The following is a 22,380-nucleotide window of genomic DNA, read 5'->3' as shown; positions in this document are numbered from 1 at the left end:
GCCGACGGCGAGCCGCACCCCCGGGAGTCGTTAGGCTGGTGGGCGACAAGTGCAGAGGGTCGTATCCGTCGGAGGCCCCGCCCTGACGAACGGGAGGCGAGCATGGTGACGTCCCAGAGCGGCCCGGCGCAGAAGGTGCGCGACGTGGTGTCCCCGGTGGTGAGCGCCGCCGGGCTCTTCCTCGAGGACGTGGAGGTGGCCCGGAGCGGACGGCGGCACGTCGTGCGCGTGGTGGTCGACCTCGACGAGGACGCCGTCGGCAGCCTCGGGTCGGACGCGCTCGCGGACGTGTCGCGCGACGTCTCCGCCGCGCTCGACCGCCACGACCCCGTGCAGGGCGAGTACGTGCTCGAGGTCTCGACGCCCGGGACGTCCCGCCCCCTGACCGAGCTGCGCCACTTCCGGCGCGCCCGCACGCGTCTCGTGCGCCTCGCGCTGCGCGACGGCCGCACCGTGAGCGGCCGGCTCGTCGACGCGGGCCCGGACGGGCTGCGCCTCGAGGGCGACTCGGGCCCCGTCGACGTCGCGCTCGACGACGTCGCTCGCGGCACCGTGGAGCTCGACTTCCGCAGCACCGAGGACGAGGAGGCCTGATGGACATCGACATGACCGCGCTCCGACTGGTCGAGCACGAGCGCGAGATCAGCCTCGACACGCTCGTCTCGGCGATCGAGCAGGCACTGCTCTCGGCGTACCACCGCACGACCGGCGCCCACCCCGACGCCCGCGTCGAGGTCGACCGGCGCACGGGGCACGTGACGGTGTGGGCGCGCGAGCGCGTCGCGGCCGAGCCGGGCGAGGACGGCGAGGCCGGACCGGTCGAGCTCGGCCCCGAGTTCGACGACACCCCCGAGGGCTTCGGTCGGGTCGCGACCTCGACGGCGCGGCAGGTGATCGTCCAGCGGCTCCGTGACGCGGAGGACGAGCAGGTCCTCGGCAGCTTCCGGGGGACCGAGGGCGAGCTCCTCGCGGGCGTCATCCAGCAGGGTCGTGACCCGCGCACGGTCCTCGTCGCCGTGCGCGGCACGGAGGCGGTGCTCCCCGCGCACGAGCAGGTGCCGACCGAGCGGTACGTCCACGGCGAGCGGCTGCGCGCCTACGTCCTCGACGTCTCCCGCGGTCCCAAGGGCCCGCAGATCACGCTCTCGCGCACCCACCCCAACCTCGTCCGGAAGCTCTTCGCCCTCGAGGTGCCCGAGGTGGCCGACGGGTCGGTCGAGATCACGGCCGTCGCGCGCGAGGCCGGTCACCGGACCAAGATCGCGGTCCGCAGCACGGTCGCGGGCCTCAACGCCAAGGGCGCCTGCATCGGCCCGATGGGTGCCCGCGTGCGCGCCGTCATGGCCGAGCTGCACGGCGAGAAGATCGACATCGTCGACCACAGCGACGACCCGGCCGAGCTGGTCGCGCACGCCCTCTCGCCCGCGCGGGTCAGCAGCGTGACCGTCGTCGACGCCGCGGCCCGGTCGGCCCGCGTCGTCGTGCCGGACTACCAGCTCTCGCTCGCGATCGGCAAGGAGGGCCAGAACGCCCGCCTGGCCGCGAAGCTGACCGGCTGGAAGATCGACATCCGCCCCGACACGGAGGTCGCCACGCCGACGGACGAGGCCTCCGGTCCCGCGTCGTGACGCGTCGGGGTAGACTGGACGACGCTGGACCGCGCGTCCGGCTCCCCGACCACGACCAGGGTGGCGCCCACGGCGTCCCGGGACCTCTCACGGGTCCGGTCCGTACGTGCGTCGGGTGCCGGGGTCGTGACCAGCGGACCGTCCTGCTGCGGGTGGTCCGGGACGCCTCGGCCGGGGGAGACCTCGCCGTCGTCGACCCGGGTCGTTCCCTCCCCGGGCGGGGTGCCTGGTTGCACCCCGACCTGCAGTGCCTCGAGCTCGCCGAACGGCGTCGAGCGCTCCCGCGTGCCCTGCGCGTCGGGTCGATCGACACGACCGCCGTACGACGTCACCTCGAGGACCGGCCCGGCCGACCGTCGGCCTGACCGGAACACCGATCATCGAGAAGGAAGCGGGTTGGAAGCCGATGGGCCCCCGATGAGTACCGACCGATGAGTACCCAGCACTAACGACGGTCCGCTCCTGTCCGGGCGGGCCGAGACAGGAGAGTTGTGGCAAAGGTCCGCGTCTACGAGCTCGCGAAGGAGCTCGGAGTCGAGAGCAAGGCCCTCATGGCCAAGCTCAACGAGATGGGCGAGTTCGTCCGGTCGGCCTCGTCGACCATCGAGCCGCCGGTCGTCCGCAGGCTGCGCGACGCCTACCCGGCCGGTGGTGGCGCGTCCGCGCCCGCCGCGAAGCCGGCTGCGTCCAAGCCGTCCCCCGCCCGCCCCGCCGCACCCGCGGCCCCCGCGGCCCCCGCGGCACCGTCCGCCCCCGCAGCGCCCTCGGCACCGAGCGCACCCGCGGCGAGCGCACCGGCCGCACCCTCGGCACCGAGCGCGCCGGCGCGCCCCGCGCCGCGCACGCCCGAGGCGCCCGCACCCGCAGAGCGTCCGGCGGCCGCCGGACCGTCGGCACCGAGCCCGGCGCCGTCGCGTCCGTCCGCGCCCACCCCGGGGCCCCGCCCCGCACCCGCAGCCCCGGCCGCGCCGTCGGCCCCGGCGGCCGGCTCGCGTCCCGGTGGCCCGCGTCCGGGTGGTCCGCGTCCCGGCAACAACCCGTTCGCGCCGAGCCAGGGCATGCCCCGGCAGGGCGGCCCCCGTCCCGGTGGTCCGCGTCCCGGCAACAACCCGTTCGCGCCGAGCCAGGGCATGCCCCGGCCCGGCGGCGGCCGTGACGGCGCCGGCGCGGGCACGGGCGACCGTCCCGGTGGGCCCCGCCCGCCGCAGGCCGGACCCGGCGGTCCGCGTCCCAACCCCGGCATGATGCCCGGCCGCACGTCGGTCGGCCGTCCGGGCGCAGGTGCCCCGGGTCGTCCCGGCGGCGCCGGAGGCGGCCGTCCGGGCGCAGGTGGCGGCGCAGGTCGTCCCGGCGGTGGCGGCGGCGGCTTCGCCGGTCGTCCCGGCGGTGGCGGCGGTCGTCCCGGCGGTGCCGGTCGCGGCAGCACGCAGGGCGCCTTCGGGCGCGCCGGCGGACGCCCCGTGCGCGGGCGGAAGTCGAAGCGCGCGAAGCGGCAGGAGTTCGAGCAGATGCAGGCGCCCTCGCTGGGCGGCGTGCAGGTCCCCCGTGGGGACGGCTCGACGGTCATCCGTCTGCGTCACGGCTCGTCGCTCAACGACTTCGCCGACAAGATCGACGCCAACCCGGCCAGCCTCGTGACGGTGCTGTTCCACCTCGGTGAGATGGCGACCGCGACGCAGTCGCTCGACGAGGACACGTTCGGCACGCTCGCGGCCGAGCTCGGCTACGTCATCGAGATGGTCTCGGCCGAGGAGGAGGACCGCGAGCTGCTCGGGTCCTTCGACATCGACCTCGACGCCGAGCTGGCGGCCGAGGGCGACGAGGACCTCACGCCGCGTCCGCCGGTCGTCACCGTCATGGGTCACGTCGACCACGGCAAGACGAAGCTCCTCGACGCGATCCGCTCGGCCGACGTCGTCGCCGGCGAGGCCGGTGGCATCACGCAGCACATCGGTGCCTACCAGGTCCACGCGCAGCACGAGGGCGCGGACCGCGCGATCACCTTCATCGACACCCCGGGTCACGAGGCGTTCACCGCCATGCGTGCGCGTGGTGCCCAGGTGACCGACATCGCGATCCTCGTCGTCGCGGCCGACGACGGCGTGATGCCGCAGACGGTCGAGGCGCTCAACCACGCGCAGTCGGCCGGTGTGCCGATCGTCGTCGCGGTCAACAAGGTCGACAAGGAGGGCGCGAACCCGGCGAAGATCCGGCAGCAGCTCACCGAGTACAACCTCGTGGCCGAGGAGTACGGCGGCGACACGATGTTCGTCGACATCTCGGCGCTCAAGCGCATGGGCATCGACGACCTCCTCGAGGCCGTCCTGCTCACCGCGGACGCGTCGCTCGACCTGCGTGCGAACGCCGACAAGGACGCCCGTGGCGTCGCCGTCGAGGCCAACCTCGACAAGGGACGCGGTGCGGTCGCGACCGTCCTCGTCCAGTCGGGCACGCTGCGCGTCGGCGACGCGATCGTGGCCGGCACGGCCCACGGTCGCGTCCGGGCGATGTTCGACGAGCACGGCGACACCGTCGCCGAGGCCACGCCGGCCCGGCCGGTCCAGGTCCTCGGCCTGACCTCGGTGCCGCGCGCCGGTGACACGTTCCTCGTGGCGCCGGACGACCGCACGGCCCGTCAGATCGCCGAGAAGCGCGAGGCCGCCGAGCGTGCGGCCCTCCTGGCGCGGCGCCGCAAGCGCATCAGCCTCGAGGACTTCACCCAGGCGCTCCAGCAGGGCAAGGTCGAGACCCTCAACCTCGTCCTCAAGGGCGACGTGTCGGGTGCGGTCGAGGCCCTCGAGGACGCGCTCCTCAAGATCGACGTGGGCGACGAGGTCGCGCTGCGGGTCATCCACCGCGGCGTCGGTGCGATCACGCAGAACGACGTCAACCTCGCGACGGTCGACAACGCCATCATCCTGGGCTTCAACGTCAAGTACGCCGAGCGCGTCGAGGACCTCGCCGAGCGCGAGGGTGTCGACGTCCGGTTCTACTCGGTCATCTACCAGGCGATCGAGGACGTCGAGGCGGCCCTCAAGGGCATGCTCAAGCCGGAGTACGAGGAGGTGCAGCTCGGCACGGCCGAGGTGCGCGAGATCTTCCGCTCCAGCAAGTTCGGGAACATCGCCGGTTCGCTCGTCCGCTCGGGCACGATCCGGCGCAACACGAAGGCTCGCGTCCTGCGCGGCGGCACCGTCGTCGCGGAGAACCTGTCCATCGAGTCGCTCAAGCGGTTCAAGGACGACGCGACCGAGGTCCGCGAGGGCTACGAGTGCGGTATCGGCCTCGGGTCGTACAACGACCTGCGCGTCGACGACGTCATCGAGACGTTCGAGATGCGGGAGAAGCCGCGCTCCTGAGGTGAGTCCGTCAGGGGGGTCGCGCGCCGCACGGTGAGGGCGCGCGGCCCCCCGACGCCCTCCTTCGTCGGGCGTCCTGCCAGGCCCACCACGGTCCGCGCGCCCCTCACCCTGCGTCGCGCCGCTGTCGTCTCACCGTGGATACCCGCACGGGGGCTGCGACAGACCCGCGCGTCGTGTTTCGTAGGTCCCTCACGTCAGTGCACGGCCCCACCACGCGTGGGGCGGAAGGTAGGTCGTCGTGGTTGATCATCCTCGGGCGCGGAAGCTGGGGGAGCGGATCCAGCAGATCGTCGCGCAGATGCTCGACACCCGGGTCAAGGACCCGCGGCTCGGGTTCGTGACCGTCACCGACGTGCGCGTGACCGGCGACCTGCAGCACGCGTCGGTGTTCTACACCGTGCTGGGCGACGACGAGGCACGCGCCGGTACCGCCGCGGCGCTCGAGAGCGCCAAGGGGCTCATCCGGTCCGAGGTCGGCAAGCAGACCGGTATCCGCCTCACGCCGACGATCGAGTTCATCGCCGACGCGCTGCCGCAGACCGCGAGCGACCTCGAGGAGGCGCTGCGTCGTGCTGCCGAGCGGGACGCCGAGGTGGCCGCACTCGCGTCGTCGGCGCAGTACGCGGGCGACGCCGACCCGTACCGCCGGCCCACCGAGGACGAGCTCGCGGACGAGGGCACCGAGGAGCGGTGAGCGACCGACGGCCGACCGCGCCGTCGGGCCTCGTCGTCGTCGACAAGCCCGGCGGCTGGACGAGCCACGACGTCGTCGCGCGCGTCCGCCGCCTCGCGGGGACGCGTCGGGTCGGCCACGCGGGGACGCTCGACCCGATGGCGACCGGGGTCCTCGTGCTCGGCGTCGAGCGTGCGACGCGCCTGCTCACCTACGTCGTCGGGGCGGACAAGGAGTACCTCGCGACGGTGCGTCTCGGGGTCACGACGACGACCGACGACGCCGAGGGCGAGACCGTCGCGACGGCCGACGCACGCCACGTCACGGACGCCGACGTGCTCGCCGCGGTCGAGCCCCTCACGGGCGAGATCCTTCAGGTGCCGTCGTCCGTCAGCGCGATCAAGGTCGACGGCCGCCGCGCGTACGCCCGCGTGCGCGCGGGCGAGGACGTCGAGCTCGCCGCGCGACCCGTGACGGTCCGCATCTTCGAGGTGCTCGACGTGCGCCCGGGCGGCGACCAGCCCGTCGTCGACGTCGACGTGCGCGTCGTGTGCAGCTCGGGCACGTACGTCCGTGCGCTCGCGCGAGACGTCGGCGCGGCGCTCGGCGTGGGCGGGCACCTGACGGCGTTGCGGCGCACCCGCGTCGGCCCCTACGGGCTGGACGTCGCGCGGACGCTCGAGCAGCTCGAGGAGGGCCTGACGGTGCTCCCGCTCGCCGACGCCGCGCGCAGGGCGTTCCCGGTGCGCGAGGTCGACGAGCGCGAGGCGTCCGCGCTCTCGCACGGACGGCGCATCGCGTCGTCGGACGTGCTGGGCACCCCCGAGGCGCCCGTCGCGGCACTCGGCCCGGACGGCACGCTCGTCGCGCTCCTCGTCGACGAGGCTGGGACGAGCCGCCCGACGCTCGTGCTGGCGCCCGCGTGAGGCGCGAGGTGGCAGGCTTGTCCCGCGGTCCGCGCAGCGGCCGGGGGACGAGCACGCGCCGAGCCGACCGCTGAGCCGACCGCCGACCCGACCGCCGAGTGGACCGCCGAACGAACACGGGAGCGCCTGTGCAGTGCTGGACCGACCTGGGGCAGGTGCCCCGGGACCTCGGCCCCTCGGTCGTCACGATCGGCAACTTCGACGGCGTCCACCGCGGGCACCGGACCGTCCTCGGGCGGATGGTCGCGACGGCGCGGTCGCACGGCTGGCGCGCGGTCGCGGTGACCTTCGACCCCCACCCCTCGCGCGTCCACCGGCCCGAGTCGGCCCCTGAGCTCCTCACCGGGACGGCCGACCGGCTCGAGCTCCTCGCCGAGACCGGTCTGGACGGCGTCCTCGTGCTGCGCTACACGCTCGAGCTCGCCCGCACGACACCCGAGGACTTCGTCCGGGAGGTGCTCGTCGAGGGGCTGGGCGCCCGGCGCGTCGTCGTCGGGCACGACGTCCGGTTCGGTCGGGACAACGCCGGGGACCTCGGCACGATGGTGGACCTCGGGCGCCGGTACGGCTTCGACGTCGACGCGCTCGACGACGTGCACGGCGACCGGCCCGGCCCCCGCAGGTGGTCCTCGACCTGGGTCCGGGAGCTGCTCGCCGAGGGCGACGTCGCGGGGGCCGCGGAGATCCTCGGCCGCCCGCACCGCGTGCGCGGCGTCGTCGTCCACGGTGACGCGCGGGGCCGCGAGCTCGGCTTCCCGACCGCCAACCTGGGGCGCACCGAGGGCATGGTCCCCGCGGACGGCGTGTACGCGGGTTGGATGCGGCGCGTGGGCAGGGACGAGGGGCTCGCGGACGGCTACTTGCCGGTCGCCGTGTCGATCGGCACGAACCCGACCTTCGACGGGGTCGAGCGGCGCGTCGAGGCGCACGTGCCGGACCGCACGGACCTGGACCTGTACGACGAGGAGGTCGTCGTCGAGCTGGTCGACCGGCTCCGCCCGACCGAGCGGTTCGACAGCGTCGAGGCGCTCGTCGCGCAGATGGCCGTCGACGTCGCCCGGACGCGCGAGCTGCTCGCGGGCGGACCGCTCGTGTTGGGGCCCCTGGCGGGCGACTGATACGATCGCTGCGCCGTCAGATCGGCCGCGGACCCAGAGCGCCCGGGTGGACATGCCCCGGAGCACCGCGCAACGACCACCAGGAGAGCCTGTGCCCCTCGACGCCGCGACCAAGCAGCGCATCATGACCGAGTACGCCACGACGCCGAACGACACGGGCTCGCCCGAGGTCCAGATCGCGCTGCTGACGCAGCGCATCAAGGACCTCACGGAGCACCTCAAGGAGCACAAGCACGACCACCACTCGCGTCGTGGCCTGCTCCTTCTCGTCGGCCAGCGTCGTCGCCTCCTCGGCTACCTGCAGAAGGTCGACATCAACCGCTACCGGAGCCTCATCGAGCGCCTCGGTCTGCGCCGCTGAACGTCCCGGACCAGCCCGGACCCCCTGAGGGTCCGGGCTGGTCCGGTGTGCAGGCCTCGTGCGCACGTCCGTCCGGTCCCCGGGGGACGGCGCACAGGGTCCGCGACCGGCCGACGTCCGTCGGCCGAGAAGTGACAACCCGCGTCCGACCCGGTGCCCGGTCCTCGGTAGTGGCTCGCGGAGCCCGGTTCGCCGGCCTCCGCGGACCTCGATCGAAGACCGTCACCCCGCGGACGCCCTTCGAGACGAGGAGGGATCCCATGGAGGGACCCGAGATCCAGTTCGCCGAGGCAGTGATCGACAACGGCCGCTTCGGCACCCGCACCGTCCGGTTCGAGACCGGCCGCCTGGCCAAGCAGGCCGCTGGTGCCGCCGTCGCCTACCTGGACGGCGAGACGATGCTCCTGTCGGCCACGACGGCCGGCAAGCACCCGCGCGAGCAGTTCGACTTCTTCCCCCTGACGGTCGACGTCGAGGAGCGCCAGTACGCCGCGGGCAAGATCCCCGGCTCGTTCTTCCGCCGCGAGGGCCGCCCGTCGACGGACGCGATCCTCGCGTGCCGCCTGATCGACCGCCCGCTGCGCCCGCTCTTCGTCAAGGGCCTGCGCAACGAGGTCCAGGTCGTCGTCACCGTCATGGCGCTGCACCCGGACGACCCGTACGACGTGCTCGCGATCAACGCCGCGTCGATGTCCACCCAGCTGTCGGGCCTGCCCTTCTCCGGCCCCGTCGGCGGTGTGCGCATCGCGCTCGTCGACGGCCAGTGGGTCGCGTTCCCGCGCTACTCCGAGCGCCAGCGTGCGACGTTCGACATGGTCGTCGCGGGCCGCGTCGTCGGTGACGACGTCGCGATCGCGATGATCGAGGCCGAGGCGCCCGAGGGTGCCTGGAACCTCATCAAGGACGAGGGCGGCCAGGCGCCGTCCGAGGACGTCGTCGCCCAGGGCCTCGACGCCGCCAAGCCGTTCATCCGGGCGCTGTGCGAGGCGCAGGCCCAGCTCGCGGCGAGCAGCGCCAAGGAGACCCAGGAGTTCCCGACCTTCCCGGACTACCAGCCGGACGCCTACGAGGCCGTCGAGTCCGCCTCGACGCAGCGCCTCGGCGAGGCGCTGAGCATCGCGGACAAGACGACGCGCAACGACCGCCTCGACGCGATCAAGGCCGAGGTCCTCGCCGAGCTCGCCGAGTCCTTCGAGGGTCGCGAGAAGGAGCTGTCCGCCGCCTACCGGTCGGTGCAGAAGAAGCTCATCCGCCAGCGCATCCTCACCGACGGGTTCCGCATCGACGGCCGCGGCCTGCGGGACATCCGCACGCTCTCGGCCGAGGTCGAGGTGCTGCCCCGCGTGCACGGCTCGGCGCTGTTCGAGCGCGGCGAGACGCAGATCCTCGGCGTCACGACGCTCAACATGCTCCGTATGGAGCAGCAGCTCGACACGCTCTCGCCCGAGACGCGCAAGCGCTACATGCACAACTACAACTTCCCGCCCTACTCGACGGGTGAGACGGGTCGCGTCGGCTCGCCGAAGCGGCGCGAGATCGGCCACGGGGCGCTCGCCGAGCGCGCGCTCATGCCGGTCCTGCCGAGCCGCGAGGAGTTCCCCTACGCGATCCGTCAGGTCTCCGAGGCCCTGAGCTCGAACGGCTCGACCTCGATGGGCTCGGTCTGCGCGTCGACCCTCTCGCTGCTCAACGCTGGCGTGCCGCTGCGTGCACCCGTCGCGGGCATCGCGATGGGCCTCGTGTCCGACACGGTGGACGGTCAGACCCGCTACGCGGCGCTGACGGACATCCTGGGCGCCGAGGACGCGTTCGGCGACATGGACTTCAAGGTGGCCGGCACGCGGGAGTTCGTCACGGCCATCCAGCTCGACACCAAGCTCGACGGCATCCCCGCGGACGTGCTCGCGGGTGCGCTGACGCAGGCCCGCGAGGCGCGCCTGCACATCCTCGACGTCATGAACGAGGCGATCGACGCCCCGGACGAGATGTCGCCGAACGCGCCGCGCGTCATCACGGTCAAGGTCCCGGTCGACAAGATCGGTGAGGTCATCGGCCCGAAGGGCAAGATGATCAACCAGATCCAGGAGGAGACCGGCGCCGACATCTCGATCGAGGACGACGGCACGGTCTACATCGGCGCGACCGACGGGCCGTCGGCCGAGGCCGCGCGGGCCGCGGTCAACGCGATCGCGAACCCGCACATGCCCGAGGTCGGGGAGCGCTTCGTCGGCACGGTCGTCAAGACGACCACGTTCGGCGCCTTCGTCTCGCTGACCCCCGGCAAGGACGGCCTGCTGCACATCTCGCAGATCCGTCGGCTCGTCGGCGGCAAGCGCGTCGAGAACGTCGAGGACGTGCTGTCGATCGGCCAGAAGGTCCAGGTCGAGATCGGTGAGATCGACCCCCGGGGCAAGCTCTCGCTGCACGCCGTCGTCGAGGAGGCCGCCGAGGCCGCCCCCGCCGCCGACGGCGAGGCCGGGGACCAGGCCTGAGGTGCCGCTGGATCTCCCGCTCGAGCGCCCGGGTGACCCGGGCAGCGAGCTGACCGCCGGGCAGGACGGCGGCGCCATCGTGCGCCGCTCCGTCCTGTCCGGCGGTGTCCGTGTGCTCACGGAGTCGATGCCCGGCCTGCGCTCCGCGACCGTCGGGGCGTGGGTCGGGGTCGGGTCGCGCGACGAGCGCGACGGGCACCACGGCTCGACGCACTTCCTCGAGCACCTGCTCTTCAAGGGCACCGCCCGACGCTCCGCGATGGACATCGCCGAGGCGTTCGACGCCGTCGGCGGCGAGGCGAACGCGGCCACGGGCAAGGAGCACACGTGCTACTACGCGCGGGTGCTCGACGCCGACGTGCCGATGGCCGTCGACGTGATCACCGACATGGTGACGTCCGCGACCCTCGACCCCGACGAGCTCGAGATCGAGCGCGGGGTCATCCTCGAGGAGCTCGCGATGAACGACGACGACCCGTCGGACGTCGCGCACGAGCAGTTCGCCGCCGCGGTGCTCGGGTCGCACCCGCTCGGGCGCCCCATCGGCGGGACACCCGGGTCGATCCAGGCCGTGCCGCGCGACGCCGTCGCCGCGCACTACGCCGAGCACTACCGGCCGAGAACACTCGTCGTCACGGCGGCGGGTGGGGTCGACCACGACGCGCTCTGCGCGCAGGTCGAGGGTGCGCTGGCCGCAGGCGGCTGGGACCTCGCGTCCGACGCGACGCCGGTGGGTCGCCGCCCCACCGTCACCCCGACGACCGGTGACCACGAGACGCTGCCGACGGCCGGGACCGAGCTGACCATCCACCGCACCACCGAGCAGGCGAACGTCGTCCTGGGGGGCGTGGGACTCACGGCCACCGACGACCGCCGCTTCGTGCTGTCGGTGCTCAGCGCCGCGCTGGGCGGCGGCATGTCGTCGCGGCTCTTCCAGGAGATCCGCGAGCGGCGGGGCCTCGCGTACTCCGTCTACTGCTTCGCGTCGAGCCACGCCGACACGGGGGTGTTCGGCCTCTACGCCGGCTGCACGCCCGCGAAGGTCGACGAGGTGCTCGCGCTCCTGCACGCCGAGTGGGACCGTCTCGCCGACAGCGGGATCACCGCGGCGGAGCTCGAGCGCAGCATCGGGCAGCTGTCCGGCGGGCTCGTCCTGGGCCTCGAGGACAGCGGATCGCGCATGACGCGACTCGGGAAGGCCGAGCTGGTCCACGGCGAGCTGCTGTCGCAGGACGAGACGCTCGACCGCATCCGGTCGGTGACGGCTGCGCAGGTCCAGGAGCTCGCCGCCGAGCTCGCCGCGCGACCCCGTTCGGTCGTGCGCGTCGGCCCGTTCGGCGGCTGACCGGGCACGGACTAGGGTCGGTGCCCGTGAACGCGCTCCCGTCCATCAAGGTCGCCGTCCTCGGTGCCGGCGGCCGCATGGGTCGCACGGTGTGCGACGCCGTGGAGGCCGCCCCGGGGCTCGAGCTCGTGGCCCGGCTGGATCACGACGACGACGTCGCCGGCGCCGCCGTTGCGGACGTCGCGGTCGACTTCACGGTCCCCTCGGCGACCGAGGCCAACGTCCACGCGCTCGTGGACCTCGGCGTGCACGCCGTCGTCGGGACGACCGGCTGGGACGCGGACTCCCTCGCCCGGGTCGAGCGTCGGCTCGCCACGCAGCCCACGGTCGGCGTGCTCGTCGCCCCGAACTTCGCCCTCGGCGCGGTGCTCGCGATGGTGTTCGCCGCGAAGGCGGCGCGCTGGTTCGAGTCGGTCGAGGTCGTCGAGCTGCACCACCCGGACAAGGTCGACGCCCCGAGCGGGACCGCGCGCCACACCGCCGCGGCGGTCGCACGTGCGCGCCGCGACGCGGGCCTCGGCCCCGGTCCCGACGCGACGGCGCAGTCCCTCGACGGCGCGCGCGGTGCGGTCGTCGACGGTGTGCACGTCCACGCCGTGCGCCTGCGGGGGCTCGTCGCGCACGAGGAGATCCTGCTCGGCAACCCCGGCGAGCAGCTGACCATCCGGCACGACTCGTTCGACCGCGTCTCGTTCATGCCCGGCGTGCTGCACGCCGTCCGCACGCTCCCGGGCCGGCCGGGCCTCACCGTCGGGCTCGAGAACCTGTTGGACCTCGGCTGATGCGACGTGGCCTCCTCGCGGCCCTCGCGCTGAGCGCCCTGCTCCTCGTGTACGTCGTCGCCGTCGCCGGGCGCGGCGTCGCGCTGGTCCGGACCGGCGAGCCCGTCGGCGTGGCGATGGGTGCCGGCGTCCTGGTCCTGCCCGTCCTGGGTCTGTGGCTGCTGTGGCGCGAGTGGCGGCTCGCCGCGGACGTCCAGCGCATGGCGGACGAGCTCGCGCGGGCGGGTGCGCTGCCCGTCGACGACCTTCCGCGCTCGCCGGGCGGCCGGGTCGACCGCGCCGCGGCCGACGCGGCGTTCGCCGTCGCGCGGGACGACGTGGACCGGGCGCCGGGGGAGTGGGCGACGTGGTTCCGCCTCGGCTTCGCGTACGACGCCGCGGGCGACCGCCGTCGCGCGCGCGAGGCGCTGCGCACGGCGGCCCGGCTGCGTCGTGGCGAGTCGCGGGGACCGGCGGGCCCCGCGGCCTGAGGACCGGTCCCGACCGTCCGGGTCAGATCTCGGCCTCCCAGCGGGCCTCCGCGACGGTCCGCGTGCCGCCGTCGGGACCGGACGCGAGTTCGCGCCGCGCGCCGTCGGGGCCGAGCCCCGCCCCGGCGAGGAAGCGCCCGCGAGGCTCGTCCCCCTCGAGCACCCACGTCACGAGCCGGGTGGCACCCCTCTCGCGGGCGAGGTCCACGCACGCGGCGAGCAGACGCGACCCGTGACCGCCCCGGCGGTGGTCGGGGTCGACCTCGAGGGCCAGCAGCTGGACGGCGTCGCCGTCCGGGGCCGACGCCACGAAGCCGACGACGCGCGGCCCGGCGCACGCCACGAGGACGCGGTGCGCGGGGGACGGCGGGGCGACGATCGCCTGCTCCCACTGCCGCCGCACCGCCTCCTCGTCGACCGCGTCGAGCGTCTCGGAGCCGAGGAGCTCGCCGTGGTCGGTGCGCCACGCGACGAGCTGGATGCGCGCGACGTCCGTCTCGTCCCCGGGGGTCGCGGGACGGACGGAGACGTCGGCGGTCTCGCGGAAGAGGGCCATGGCGCGCAGGCTACAGCGCGGTCCGGGAGGACCCTGCCGCCGGGGACGTCGGACGCCGGGCCTCAGGTCAGCGCGCGGAGCACCGCGGCGACCACCGCGGCCAGGACGACGACGACGACGAACGGCGCCCGCAGCGCGAGCGCCACCGCGGCCACGAGGACCGCGACGAGGCGTGCGTCGGCGACGACCGCGCCGTCGGTGGTCGCCGACTGGACCGCGACGAGCGCCCCGAGCAGCGCGACGGTGACGAGCGAGGCGATCCGGGCGACCCGCGGGTGGGCGAGCCAGTGCTCGGGCACGCGGTGACCCACGAGCTTGACTGCGAAGCACGCGGCGGCCGCGGCGAGGACCGCGACCCAGGTACCTCCGGGGCTCACGCCGTCCTCCCCAGCCGAGGGGACGCCGCCGGGGTGCGCCAGCCCGCGAGGACCGCGACCGCCGCCGCCGCGAGCACGGGCACGCCCGCGGGTGCCACGGGCGTCAGGACGAGCGCGACGACGGCCGCCGCCGCGGCGACCAGGCGCGCCGAGCGGCTCGCGAGCCGAGGCCACACCAGCCCGAGGAACGCCGCCGCCGCGGCCGCGTCCAGCCCCCAGCGGCGCGGGTCGCCGAGGGCGTCGCCCACGACCGCACCCACGACGGTGAACACGTTCCACAGCGCGAGCACGCCGAGCCCGGTCCACCAGAAGCCCGCCCGGGCCGTCGCCGCGTCGGGCTGCGCCTGGGCGACCGCCGTGGACTCGTCGATCGTCACGTGCGCGGCTGCGAGCCCACGCAGCCCGCGTGCCCGCAGCAGCGGGGCGAGCACCGCGCCGTAGAGCGCGTTGCGCGCACCGAGCAGGGCGGCGGTCGCGACGGCCGCCACCCCCGAGCCACCTGCGCCGAGGACGCCGATGAACGCGAACTGCGACCCGCCCGTGAACATGAGGAGGCTGAGCGCGACGGTCTGCGCGAGGTCGAGGCCCGCCGCGACCGACAGCGCGCCGAAGGACACGCCGTACACGCCCGTGGCGAGCGACACCGATGCGGCCTGCCGCGCGGCCGCCCGCCGTCGGGAGCCCAGCTCCTCGACCGGCTGCTCGACGGGCTCCTCGACCGACCCCTCTCCGTGCGGCGCCGTCACAGGGCGACGTAGAGGGACTCGAGGTACTCCTCGATCCCGGCCTCGCCACCCTCGCGGCCGAGGCCCGAGGACTTCACCCCGCCGAACGGCGCGCTCGCGTCGGAGACCATGCCGCGGTTGATGCCGAGCATGCCCGCCTCGATCCGCTCGGCGACCCGGAAGACCCGGTCGACGTCGCGCGTGTAGGCGTACGCCACGAGCCCGTACTCGGTCCCGTTCGCGAGCGCGAGCGCCTCGTCCTCGGAGGTGAACGTGACGACGGGCGCGACGGGTCCGAAGACCTCCTCCTGGACGGCGCGCGCGCCCGGGTCGACGCCGGCGAGCACCGTCGGGCGGAAGAAGTGCCCGGGCAGGTCGGCCGCCGGGGGCCGGTCGCCGCCGACGAGCACGCGTGCGCCGCCGTCGACCGCCTGGGCGACGACCTCCTCCACGCGGTCCACCGCCTTGCGCTCGATGAGCGGCCCGACCGTCGTGCCCGGGGCGTACCCGGGGCCGACGACGAGGTCGTCGAACGCCGCGGCGAGGCCGCGGGCGAACTCGTCGGCGACGGACTCGTGAACGAGGAAGCGGTTGGCCGCGACGCACGTCTGCCCCGCGTTGCGCATCTTCGCCTGGACCGCGCCCTGCACCGCCGCCGGCACGTCCGCGTCCTCGAAGACGAGGAACGGCGCGTTGCCGCCGAGCTCCATCGAGGTCCGCAGGACGCCGTGCGCGGCACCGCGCAGGAGGACACGCCCGACCTCGGTCGAGCCCGTGAAGGAGAGCTTGCGCAGGCGCGGGTCGGCGAGCAGCGGGTCGACGAGCGCCCCGGAGGAGCTCGTGGGGACGACGTTCACGACGCCGGCCGGCAGGCCGCGCTCCACGAGCTCGGCGCGCACGACCTCCGCGAAGAGCGCGGTGGTCAGCGGCGTCAGGCCCGCAGGCTTGACGACGACCGTGCAGCCCGCGGCGAGGGCCGGCGCGATCTTCCGCGTCGCCATCGCGAGCGGGAAGTTCCACGGGGTGATCAGGAGCGCCGGTCCGACACCCCGGCGCAGCACGAGCTGGTGGTTCGCCCCGCCGGGGGCCGTCCGCGCGAGGCCGCCGACCCGCACCGCCTGCTCGGAGTACCACCGGACGAACTCGGCCCCGTAGGTCACCTCCGCACGGGACTCGGCGAGCGGCTTGCCACCCTCGGCGGTGATCACCGCGGCGAACTCGTCGATGCGCGCGGTCACGGTCTCGAACACGGAGCGCAGGAGCTCGGCGCGCTCGCGCGGCGCGACCGCGCGCCACGCGGGCATCGCGGCGTCCGCGGCGGCCAGGGCGGCGAGCCCGTCCTCGGGCGTGCCGTCGGCGACCTCGGTCAGCACCTCACCGGTCGCGGGGTCGTGGACCGCGAAGGTCGCCCCGCCGCTCGCGGGCCGCCACCGGCCGTCGACCAGGACACCGGTCGGGAGCCGCTCGGGCGAGAAGGGCAGGGCCGGTGCGGGGTGCGTCGTCGCCATGGGCGCCAGTATGGACCCGGGCAGCGGCGCCTAGCATCGGGCGCGTGGGACGTCTCGGGCTCGTCTGGGCGCAGTCGCGCGACGGCTGGATCGGTGCCGACGGCGGGATGCCCTGGCACGTGCCCGAGGACCTCGCGCACTTCCGACGCCTCACGCTGGGCAGCCCCGTGATCATGGGCCGGGCGACCTGGGACGCGCTGCCCGACCGGTCACGACCGCTGCCGGGCCGGGAGAACCTCGTGCTCAGCCGCCGACCCGACCTCGAGCTCGACGGGGCGCGCGTCGTCGGGTCGGTCGAGGCCGCCCTGGAGGCGGTCGGCGACCGGGACGCGTGGGGCATCGGCGGCGCCCAGGTGCTCGAGGCGCTCCTGCCCGCGGCCGACGTCCTCGTCGTCACCGACCTCGACCTCGACGTCGCCGGCGACACGCCCGCACCCGCGCTCGACGCCACGTGGTGCACCGTCCGGTGCGAGCCCGCCTCCGGCTGGGCCCGGTCCGTCGGGGGCGTCCGGTACCGGATCCGCACGCTGCGCCACGCCGGGTGACCTCGTGGGCGCCGGGCGCACCGGGCGTGTCGCGACGGTAGTTTGTCGCCCATGGTGCCGACCACCCCCGCACGACCGTTCGGCGCGGTGCTGACCGCGATGGTGACCCCGATGACCGCCGACGGCGCCGTCGACCTGGACGCTGCGGCCCGCCTCGCGACGCACCTCGTCGACCACGGCCACGACGGGCTCGTGCTCAACGGCACCACGGGGGAGGCGCCCACGACGCACGCCCCCGAGAAGGCCGACCTGGTCCGCGCCGTGGTCGCGGCCGTCGGTGACCGCGCCGTCGTCGTCGCGGGCGCAGGGTCGAACGACACCGCGCACGCGGTCCGCATGGCCGAGCAGGCCGCCGAGGCGGGCGCGCACGGCCTGCTCGTCGTCACGCCCTACTACTCGCGCCCGTCGCAGGAGGGCGTCTACCTCCACACCCGCACGGTGGTCGAGGCGACGGACCTGCCCGTGATGCTGTACGACGTGCCCGGCCGGACCGTCGTGCGCTACTCCGACGAGACGCTCGACCGGCTCGCGTCGGACGACCGGGTCGTCGCCGTCAAGGACGCGACGGGCGACGTGTACGGCTCGCTCGCGCGCATGCGCCGCACGGGCCTCGCGTGGTACTCGGGCGACGACCCGCTCAACCTGGCGTTCCTCGCGCACGGCGCCGCGGGCGTCGTCAGCATGGCCGGCCACCTCGTGGGCGACCTGCTCGCCGAGCTCGTCCGGTGCGCCGACGCGGGCGACCTCGTCGCCGCGCGTGAGGTGTTCGCCCGCGCGATGCCCGCGATCGACCTCGTCTGCGCGAGCGGCAACGGCGCCCTGCGCTCCAAGCTCACCCTGTGGCTCCTGGGACTCATCCCGGAGCCCACCATGCGGCTGCCCCACGCACCCGCCGACCCGAACGAGGTCGAGGAGGTCCGCGCGGCGCTCGCCGCCGCCGGCCTGCTCGCGACCCAGGAGGCCTGATGTCCCACCCGCACCCCGAGCTCGGTCTGCCCCCCGTCCTGCCGAAGGGCGGTCTGCGCGTCGTCGCGCTCGGCGGGCTCGGCGAGATCGGCCGGAACATGGCGGTGCTCGAGCACGAGGGCCGCCTGCTCATCATCGACTGCGGCGTCCTCTTCCCCGAGGACCACCAGCCGGGCGTCGACCTGATCCTCCCCGACTTCGACTACATCGCGGACCGCATGGACGACGTCGAGGCGGTCGTGCTCACGCACGGCCACGAGGACCACATCGGGGCCGTCCCGTACCTCCTGCGGCTCCGCAAGGACATCCCGGTCGTGGGCTCCCAGCTCACGCTCGCGTTCGTCGAGGCGAAGCTCAAGGAGCACCGGATCACGCCGTTCACCCTCGCCGTGAAGGAGGGGCAGCGGGAGAGCTTCGGGCCCTTCGACTGCGAGTTCGTCGCCGTGAACCACTCGATCCCCGACGCGCTCGCCGTCGCGGTCCGCACCGCCGCCGGGACGGTCCTGCACACGGGCGACTTCAAGATGGACCAGCTGCCGCTCGACGGCCGCATCACGGACCTGCGCGCGTTCGCACGCCTCGGCGAGGAGGGCGTCGACCTCTTCATGGTCGACTCGACCAACGCCGAGGTGCCGGGGTTCACGACGCACGAGCGCGAGATCGGCCCGGTCCTCGACAACGTCTTCGCCGCCGCGGACAAGCGGATCATCGTCGCGTCGTTCGCCTCGCACGTGCACCGCGTGCAGCAGGTCATGGACGCGGCTCACGCGCACGGGCGCAAGGTGGCGCTGGTCGGCCGGTCGATGGTGCGCAACATGGGCATCGCCGCCGAGCTGGGCTACCTCACGGTGCCCGACGGCGTCCTCGTCGACGTCAAGCAGGTCGACGACCTGCCTGCCGACCAGGTCGTGCTCATGTGCACGGGGTCGCAGGGCGAGCCCATGGCGGCCCTCTCGCGGATGGCCAACCGCGACCACCGCGTCGAGGTCGGTCACGGCGACACCGTGATCCTCGCGTCGTCCATGATCCCCGGGAACGAGAACGCGGTGTTCCGGGTCATCAACGGCCTCATGCGGCTCGGTGCGACGGTCGTGCACCAGGGGAACGCCCGGGTCCACGTCTCGGGTCACGCGAGCGCGGGCGAGCTCCTCTACTGCTACAACATCCTGCGCCCGCGCAACGTCATGCCCGTGCACGGCGAGGTCCGTCACCTCGTGGCGAACGGCGCGATCGCGGTCCGGTCGGGCGTGCCCGCCGACCGCGTGGTGCTCGCCGAGGACGGCGTCGTGGTCGACCTCGTGGACGGCCGCGCGAGCGTCGTCGGCGCCGTCCCGTGCGGCTACGTGTACGTCGACGGCTCGAGCGTCGGCACGATCACCGACGCCGAGCTCAAGGACCGCCGGATCCTCGGCGAGGAGGGCTTCATCTCGATCTTCGCGGTCGTGGACTCCGCGACCGGCAAGGTGCTCGCCGGCCCGCAGATCCAGGCGCGCGGCTTCGCGGAGGACGACGCGGTCTTCGAGTCGATCCAGCCCGACGTGACCCGTGCGCTCGAGGAGGCGGCGATGGGCGGGAGTGCGGACGTGCACCAGCTCCAGCAGGTCATGCGGCGCGTGGTCGGGCGCTGGGTGTCCAACCGCCTGCGCCGCCGGCCGATGATCATCCCGGTGGTCGTCGAGGCCTGAGGACCTTCTGCGCGACGGCGTCCCACGTCAGGCGCGGGACGCCACCACGGCGCGGAGGGCCCCGAGCAGCTCGGCCTGCTGGTCGACGCCCTCCTCGACGGAGCGCGGCGGCGGCGGGCTCGACACCACGTGACACGCACCACCGACACGGCGGGCGCTGCGCCTGCCGTGCCCTTCGGGACGCCGCCGGTACCGTGACCCGCATGGCGACACGCACCCCCACCGGACGCACGACGCAGGCCAGGACCTCGGGGTCCCGTGCCGGTGCGCCGCGTCCGGCCGGGTCGAGCCGCCCCGCGGGCCGGGGAGCGCCGGCCGCGCCGCCGCAGCGCTCGCTCCCCGCGCGGATCGTGCGCGGCGTGTGGATGGGATCGGCCCACGTCGTCGGCGGGTCGGCACGGCGGATCGGGCGCGGCGCGCGCGACCTGGACCCGGCGCACCGCCGTGACGGCGTCGCGTTCGCGCTGCTCGGCTTCGCGGTCGTCGTCGCCGCACGCGAGTGGTGGGGCCTGTCCGGGTCGGCCGGGGACGTGATCCACGCGGTGGTCGCCGGCACGCTCGGGGTGGTCGGCGTCGCGGTCCCGCTCTTCCTCCTGTGGGGTGCGGTGCGCCTCATGCGGCACCCCGACCGCGTCGACGCGAACGGGCGCATGGTCATCGGCCTGACCGCCGTCGTCATGTCGGTCGCAGGCCTGGTGCACCTCGCGGCGGACCTGCCGTCCCCGCGGGACGGGTTCGGGCCCGTCCGGGCCGCCGGCGGGGTGATCGGCTACGTGGTCGCGGCCCCGCTCGAGGCGCTCGTCACGGCGTGGGTGACCGTCCCCCTCCTGGTGCTCCTGGGCCTGTTCGGCCTGCTCGTGGTGACGGCGACGCCGGTCCACCAGGTCGTGCCGCGCCTGCGGTCGGCGTACCACCGGCTCACCGGTGGACGCGGCACCCGGGAGGCGCAGGACGACGGCGAGGGCGAGTCGCTCGCGGACCTGCCGACGCTCGCGCAGCAGCAGGAGACCGGCAAGCCGCGCCGACGCCGCCTGCGGGCCCCGCGCGCCGAGGACGGCGCGGCACCCGAGGTCGGCGCCTACTCCGGCGACGAGGCCTTCGAGGCCGCCGCGCTCACCGAGACCGTGGCCGCGCCGCCCGACGACGCCGCCCCGGTCGACGACCAGGACGACGTCGTCACCACGGTCGTGGCCGCGGCACCCGAGCGGGCGGTGCGCGAGCTCGTCGCGCCCGAGCCGACCCCGGTCCCGCGCGGCGAGCAGCCCATGCTCTCCGGGGACGTCGTCTACACCCTCCCGGCCGAGGCGCTCCTCGCCAAGGGCATGCCGCACAAGGTGCGCTCGGCGGCCAACGACCGCGTCGTCGAGGCGCTGACCGGCGTCTTCGAGCAGTTCGAGATCGACGCGCAGGTCACGGGATTCACGCGCGGGCCGACCGTCACGCGCTACGAGGTCGAGCTCGGCCAGGGCGTCAAGGTCGAGCGCGTGACCGCCCTGGGCCGGAACATCTCGTACGCCGTCGCGAGCGCCGACGTCCGCATCCTCTCGCCCATCCCGGGCAAGTCAGCCATCGGCATCGAGATCCCCAACACCGACCGCGAGACGGTCTCGCTCGGCGACGTGCTGCGGTCGTCCGTGGCGCGACGCAGCGAGCACCCGATGGTGATCGGCGTCGGGAAGGACGTCGAGGGCGGCTACGTCGTCGCGAACCTCGCGAAGATGCCGCACCTGCTCGTCGCGGGCGCGACCGGCGCGGGCAAGTCGAGCTTCGTGAACTCGATGATCACGTCGATCCTCATGCGGTCGACGCCCGACGAGGTGCGGATGATCCTCGTCGACCCCAAGCGCGTCGAGCTCACGCTCTACGAGGGCATCCCCCACCTCATCACGCCGATCATCACGAATCCCAAGAAGGCGGCGGAGGCGCTCGAGTGGGTCGTGCGCGAGATGGAGTCGCGGTACGACGACCTCGCGCTGTTCGGCTACAAGCACATCGACGACTTCAACGCCGGTGTCCGCTCGGGCAAGGTCAAGCCGCTGCCCGGGAGCGAGCGCAAGATCGCGCCGTACCCCTACCTGCTCGTCATCGTCGACGAGCTCGCGGACCTCATGATGGTCGCCCCGCGCGACGTCGAGGCGTCGATCCAGCGCATCACGCAGCTCGCGCGCGCGGCCGGGATCCACCTCGTCCTCGCGACGCAGCGGCCGAGCGTCGACGTCGTGACCGGCCTGATCAAGGCGAACGTCCCCTCGCGGCTCGCGTTCGCGACGTCGTCGCTGACGGACTCGCGCGTCGTGCTCGACCAGCCCGGCGCGGAGAAGCTCATCGGCCAGGGCGACGCCCTCTTCCTGCCGATGGGCGCCGCGAAGCCCATGCGCGTCCAGGGCGCCTGGGTCGCCGAGAGCGAGATCCACGCCGTCGTCGACCACGTCAAGGCGCAGCTCAAGCCGACCTACCGCGAGGACGTCGCGGCACCCGTCGCCAAGAAGCAGGTCGACGAGGACATCGGCGACGACCTCGACCTGCTCCTGCAGGCCGCCGAGCTCGTCGTCACCACCCAGTTCGGGTCGACGTCGATGCTCCAGCGCAAGCTGCGGGTCGGGTTCGCCAAGGCCGGACGGCTCATGGACCTGCTCGAGTCGCGCGAGATCGTGGGCCCGTCGGAGGGCTCCAAGGCCCGTGACGTCCTCGTCCAGCCCGACGACCTGCCGGCGACGCTCGCGATGCTGCGCGGTGAGCCGGCCACGACCGCTCATGAGGAGCCCCCGCTGACCGATGGTGACGGCGTGCACAGCGACGCCGACACCGACGACGGTCAGCGATGGGACCCGACGGGAGGCTGAGTGCCGGCGCCGTCGTCC

The 22,380-nt window shown here is 74.3% G+C and carries 20 protein-coding genes; 16 read left to right on the top strand and 4 right to left on the bottom strand.

Annotation, left to right across the window (positions count from 1 at the left end; genetic code table 11):
• The first annotated feature begins 102 nt into the window (after window positions 1-102).
• From rimP to IEV86_RS03965, 12 genes are all read left to right on the top strand, one after another.
• Window positions 103-594: a ribosome maturation factor RimP gene (gene rimP, locus IEV86_RS04020; protein WP_043604981.1), complete on the top strand. Its 492-nt coding sequence runs from the start codon at window positions 103-105 to the stop codon at window positions 592-594.
• A complete protein-coding gene (nusA, locus tag IEV86_RS04015; protein WP_043604978.1) occupies window positions 594-1,628 on the top strand; it encodes a transcription termination factor NusA in 1,035 nt (344 codons plus the stop codon). The genes rimP and nusA overlap by 1 nt, the downstream gene beginning before the upstream one ends.
• 152 nt (window positions 1,629-1,780) lie before the next feature.
• A complete protein-coding gene (locus IEV86_RS17815; RefSeq protein WP_229734460.1) occupies window positions 1,781-1,993 on the top strand; it encodes a DUF448 domain-containing protein in 213 nt (70 codons plus the stop codon).
• A gap of 126 nt (window positions 1,994-2,119) precedes the next feature.
• Window positions 2,120-4,987 carry a translation initiation factor IF-2 gene (gene infB / locus IEV86_RS04005; RefSeq protein ID WP_188484550.1) on the top strand — a complete coding sequence of 956 codons (2,868 nt, stop codon included), beginning with the start codon at window positions 2,120-2,122 and terminating at the stop codon, window positions 4,985-4,987.
• Between the two features lie 241 nt (window positions 4,988-5,228).
• Window positions 5,229-5,684, top strand: coding sequence for a 30S ribosome-binding factor RbfA (rbfA, locus tag IEV86_RS04000; RefSeq protein WP_043609159.1), 456 nt, complete (start codon window positions 5,229-5,231; stop codon window positions 5,682-5,684).
• Entirely contained in the window at window positions 5,681-6,589 is a 909-nt protein-coding gene (gene truB / locus IEV86_RS03995; protein ID WP_043609156.1) for a tRNA pseudouridine(55) synthase TruB, read from the top strand. Before rbfA ends, truB begins: the two co-directional genes overlap by 4 nt.
• A 128-nt stretch (window positions 6,590-6,717) precedes the next feature.
• Window positions 6,718-7,707, top strand: coding sequence for a bifunctional riboflavin kinase/FAD synthetase (locus tag IEV86_RS03990; RefSeq protein ID WP_043609155.1), 990 nt, complete (start codon window positions 6,718-6,720; stop codon window positions 7,705-7,707).
• A 91-nt stretch (window positions 7,708-7,798) separates the two neighbouring features.
• Window positions 7,799-8,068, top strand: a complete 270-nt coding sequence (gene rpsO, locus IEV86_RS03985) for a 30S ribosomal protein S15 (protein ID WP_043609153.1) — start codon at window positions 7,799-7,801, stop codon at window positions 8,066-8,068.
• A gap of 260 nt (window positions 8,069-8,328) precedes the next feature.
• Complete coding sequence (locus IEV86_RS03980; RefSeq protein ID WP_043609150.1) at window positions 8,329-10,560, top strand: polyribonucleotide nucleotidyltransferase; 2,232 nt, start codon at window positions 8,329-8,331, stop codon at window positions 10,558-10,560.
• Window position 10,561: 1 nt separating this feature from the next.
• A complete protein-coding gene (locus IEV86_RS03975) occupies window positions 10,562-11,905 on the top strand; it encodes a M16 family metallopeptidase (RefSeq protein WP_043609149.1) in 1,344 nt (447 codons plus the stop codon).
• Window positions 11,906-11,931: 26 nt separating this feature from the next.
• Window positions 11,932-12,687, top strand: a complete 756-nt coding sequence (dapB, locus tag IEV86_RS03970; RefSeq protein WP_043609162.1) for a 4-hydroxy-tetrahydrodipicolinate reductase — start codon at window positions 11,932-11,934, stop codon at window positions 12,685-12,687.
• Window positions 12,687-13,157, top strand: coding sequence for a hypothetical protein (locus IEV86_RS03965; RefSeq protein ID WP_188484549.1), 471 nt, complete (start codon window positions 12,687-12,689; stop codon window positions 13,155-13,157). The genes dapB and IEV86_RS03965 overlap by 1 nt, the downstream gene beginning before the upstream one ends.
• Before the next feature lie 22 nt (window positions 13,158-13,179).
• On the opposite strand, the gene IEV86_RS03960 is transcribed toward IEV86_RS03965, so the two are convergent.
• The 4 genes from IEV86_RS03960 to IEV86_RS03945 all read right to left on the bottom strand — a co-directional run bounded on the left by IEV86_RS03960 (window position 13,180) and on the right by IEV86_RS03945 (window position 16,323).
• On the bottom strand, window positions 13,180-13,713 hold the full coding sequence (locus IEV86_RS03960; RefSeq protein WP_043610721.1) for a GNAT family N-acetyltransferase: 534 nt from the start codon (window positions 13,711-13,713) through the stop codon (window positions 13,180-13,182).
• 62 nt (window positions 13,714-13,775) lie between these two features.
• A complete protein-coding gene (locus IEV86_RS03955) occupies window positions 13,776-14,090 on the bottom strand; it encodes an AzlD domain-containing protein (RefSeq protein ID WP_043610719.1) in 315 nt (104 codons plus the stop codon).
• Window positions 14,087-14,776 (bottom strand): AzlC family ABC transporter permease, encoded by a 690-nt coding sequence (locus IEV86_RS03950; RefSeq protein ID WP_188484578.1) that lies wholly within the window; start codon window positions 14,774-14,776, stop codon window positions 14,087-14,089. The genes IEV86_RS03955 and IEV86_RS03950 overlap by 4 nt, the downstream gene beginning before the upstream one ends.
• Window positions 14,777-14,832: 56 nt before the next feature.
• Window positions 14,833-16,323 carry an NAD-dependent succinate-semialdehyde dehydrogenase gene (locus IEV86_RS03945; RefSeq protein WP_043603153.1) on the bottom strand — a complete coding sequence of 497 codons (1,491 nt, stop codon included), beginning with the start codon at window positions 16,321-16,323 and terminating at the stop codon, window positions 14,833-14,835.
• Window positions 16,324-16,367: 44 nt separating this feature from the next.
• Between IEV86_RS03945 and IEV86_RS03940 the strand changes: the two genes are divergently transcribed.
• The 4 genes from IEV86_RS03940 (at window position 16,368) to IEV86_RS03925 (ending at window position 22,362) form a co-directional block, all read left to right on the top strand.
• Window positions 16,368-16,868: a dihydrofolate reductase gene (locus IEV86_RS03940; protein WP_043603151.1), complete on the top strand. Its 501-nt coding sequence runs from the start codon at window positions 16,368-16,370 to the stop codon at window positions 16,866-16,868.
• 51 nt (window positions 16,869-16,919) lie between these two features.
• A complete protein-coding gene (dapA, locus tag IEV86_RS03935; protein ID WP_043603149.1) occupies window positions 16,920-17,834 on the top strand; it encodes a 4-hydroxy-tetrahydrodipicolinate synthase in 915 nt (304 codons plus the stop codon).
• Window positions 17,834-19,519, top strand: a complete 1,686-nt coding sequence (locus IEV86_RS03930) for a ribonuclease J (RefSeq protein ID WP_043603146.1) — start codon at window positions 17,834-17,836, stop codon at window positions 19,517-19,519. The genes dapA and IEV86_RS03930 overlap by 1 nt, the downstream gene beginning before the upstream one ends.
• Window positions 19,520-19,722: 203 nt before the next feature.
• Window positions 19,723-22,362 (top strand): FtsK/SpoIIIE family DNA translocase, encoded by a 2,640-nt coding sequence (locus tag IEV86_RS03925; RefSeq protein ID WP_043603145.1) that lies wholly within the window; start codon window positions 19,723-19,725, stop codon window positions 22,360-22,362.
• The last annotated feature ends 18 nt before the right edge of the window (window positions 22,363-22,380 follow it).

It is taken from the genome of Cellulomonas carbonis, assembly GCF_014636275.1.
GTDB lineage: Bacteria > Actinomycetota > Actinomycetes > Actinomycetales > Cellulomonadaceae > Actinotalea > Actinotalea carbonis.
Note: the sequence above shows the minus strand (reverse complement) of the source record. Positions and strands in the feature narration are given on the sequence as shown.

Bases quoted from the DNA above. Each gene is read 5' to 3' on its own strand.
- rimP (WP_043604981.1), top strand. From the start codon at position 103: ATGGTGACGTCCCAGAGCGGCCCGGCGCAGAAGGTGCGCGACGTGGTG.
- nusA (WP_043604978.1), top strand. From the start codon at position 594: ATGGACATCGACATGACCGCGCTCCGACTGGTCGAGCACGAGCGCGAG.
- IEV86_RS03980 (WP_043609150.1), top strand. From the start codon at position 8,329: ATGGAGGGACCCGAGATCCAGTTCGCCGAGGCAGTGATCGACAACGGC.
- IEV86_RS03965 (WP_188484549.1), top strand. From the start codon at position 12,687: ATGCGACGTGGCCTCCTCGCGGCCCTCGCGCTGAGCGCCCTGCTCCTC.
- IEV86_RS03960 (WP_043610721.1), bottom strand. From the start codon at position 13,713: ATGGCCCTCTTCCGCGAGACCGCCGACGTCTCCGTCCGTCCCGCGACC.
- IEV86_RS03945 (WP_043603153.1), bottom strand. From the start codon at position 16,323: ATGGCGACGACGCACCCCGCACCGGCCCTGCCCTTCTCGCCCGAGCGG.
- dapA (WP_043603149.1), top strand. From the start codon at position 16,920: ATGGTGCCGACCACCCCCGCACGACCGTTCGGCGCGGTGCTGACCGCG.
- IEV86_RS03930 (WP_043603146.1), top strand. From the start codon at position 17,834: ATGTCCCACCCGCACCCCGAGCTCGGTCTGCCCCCCGTCCTGCCGAAG.
- IEV86_RS03925 (WP_043603145.1), top strand. From the start codon at position 19,723: ATGGCGACACGCACCCCCACCGGACGCACGACGCAGGCCAGGACCTCG.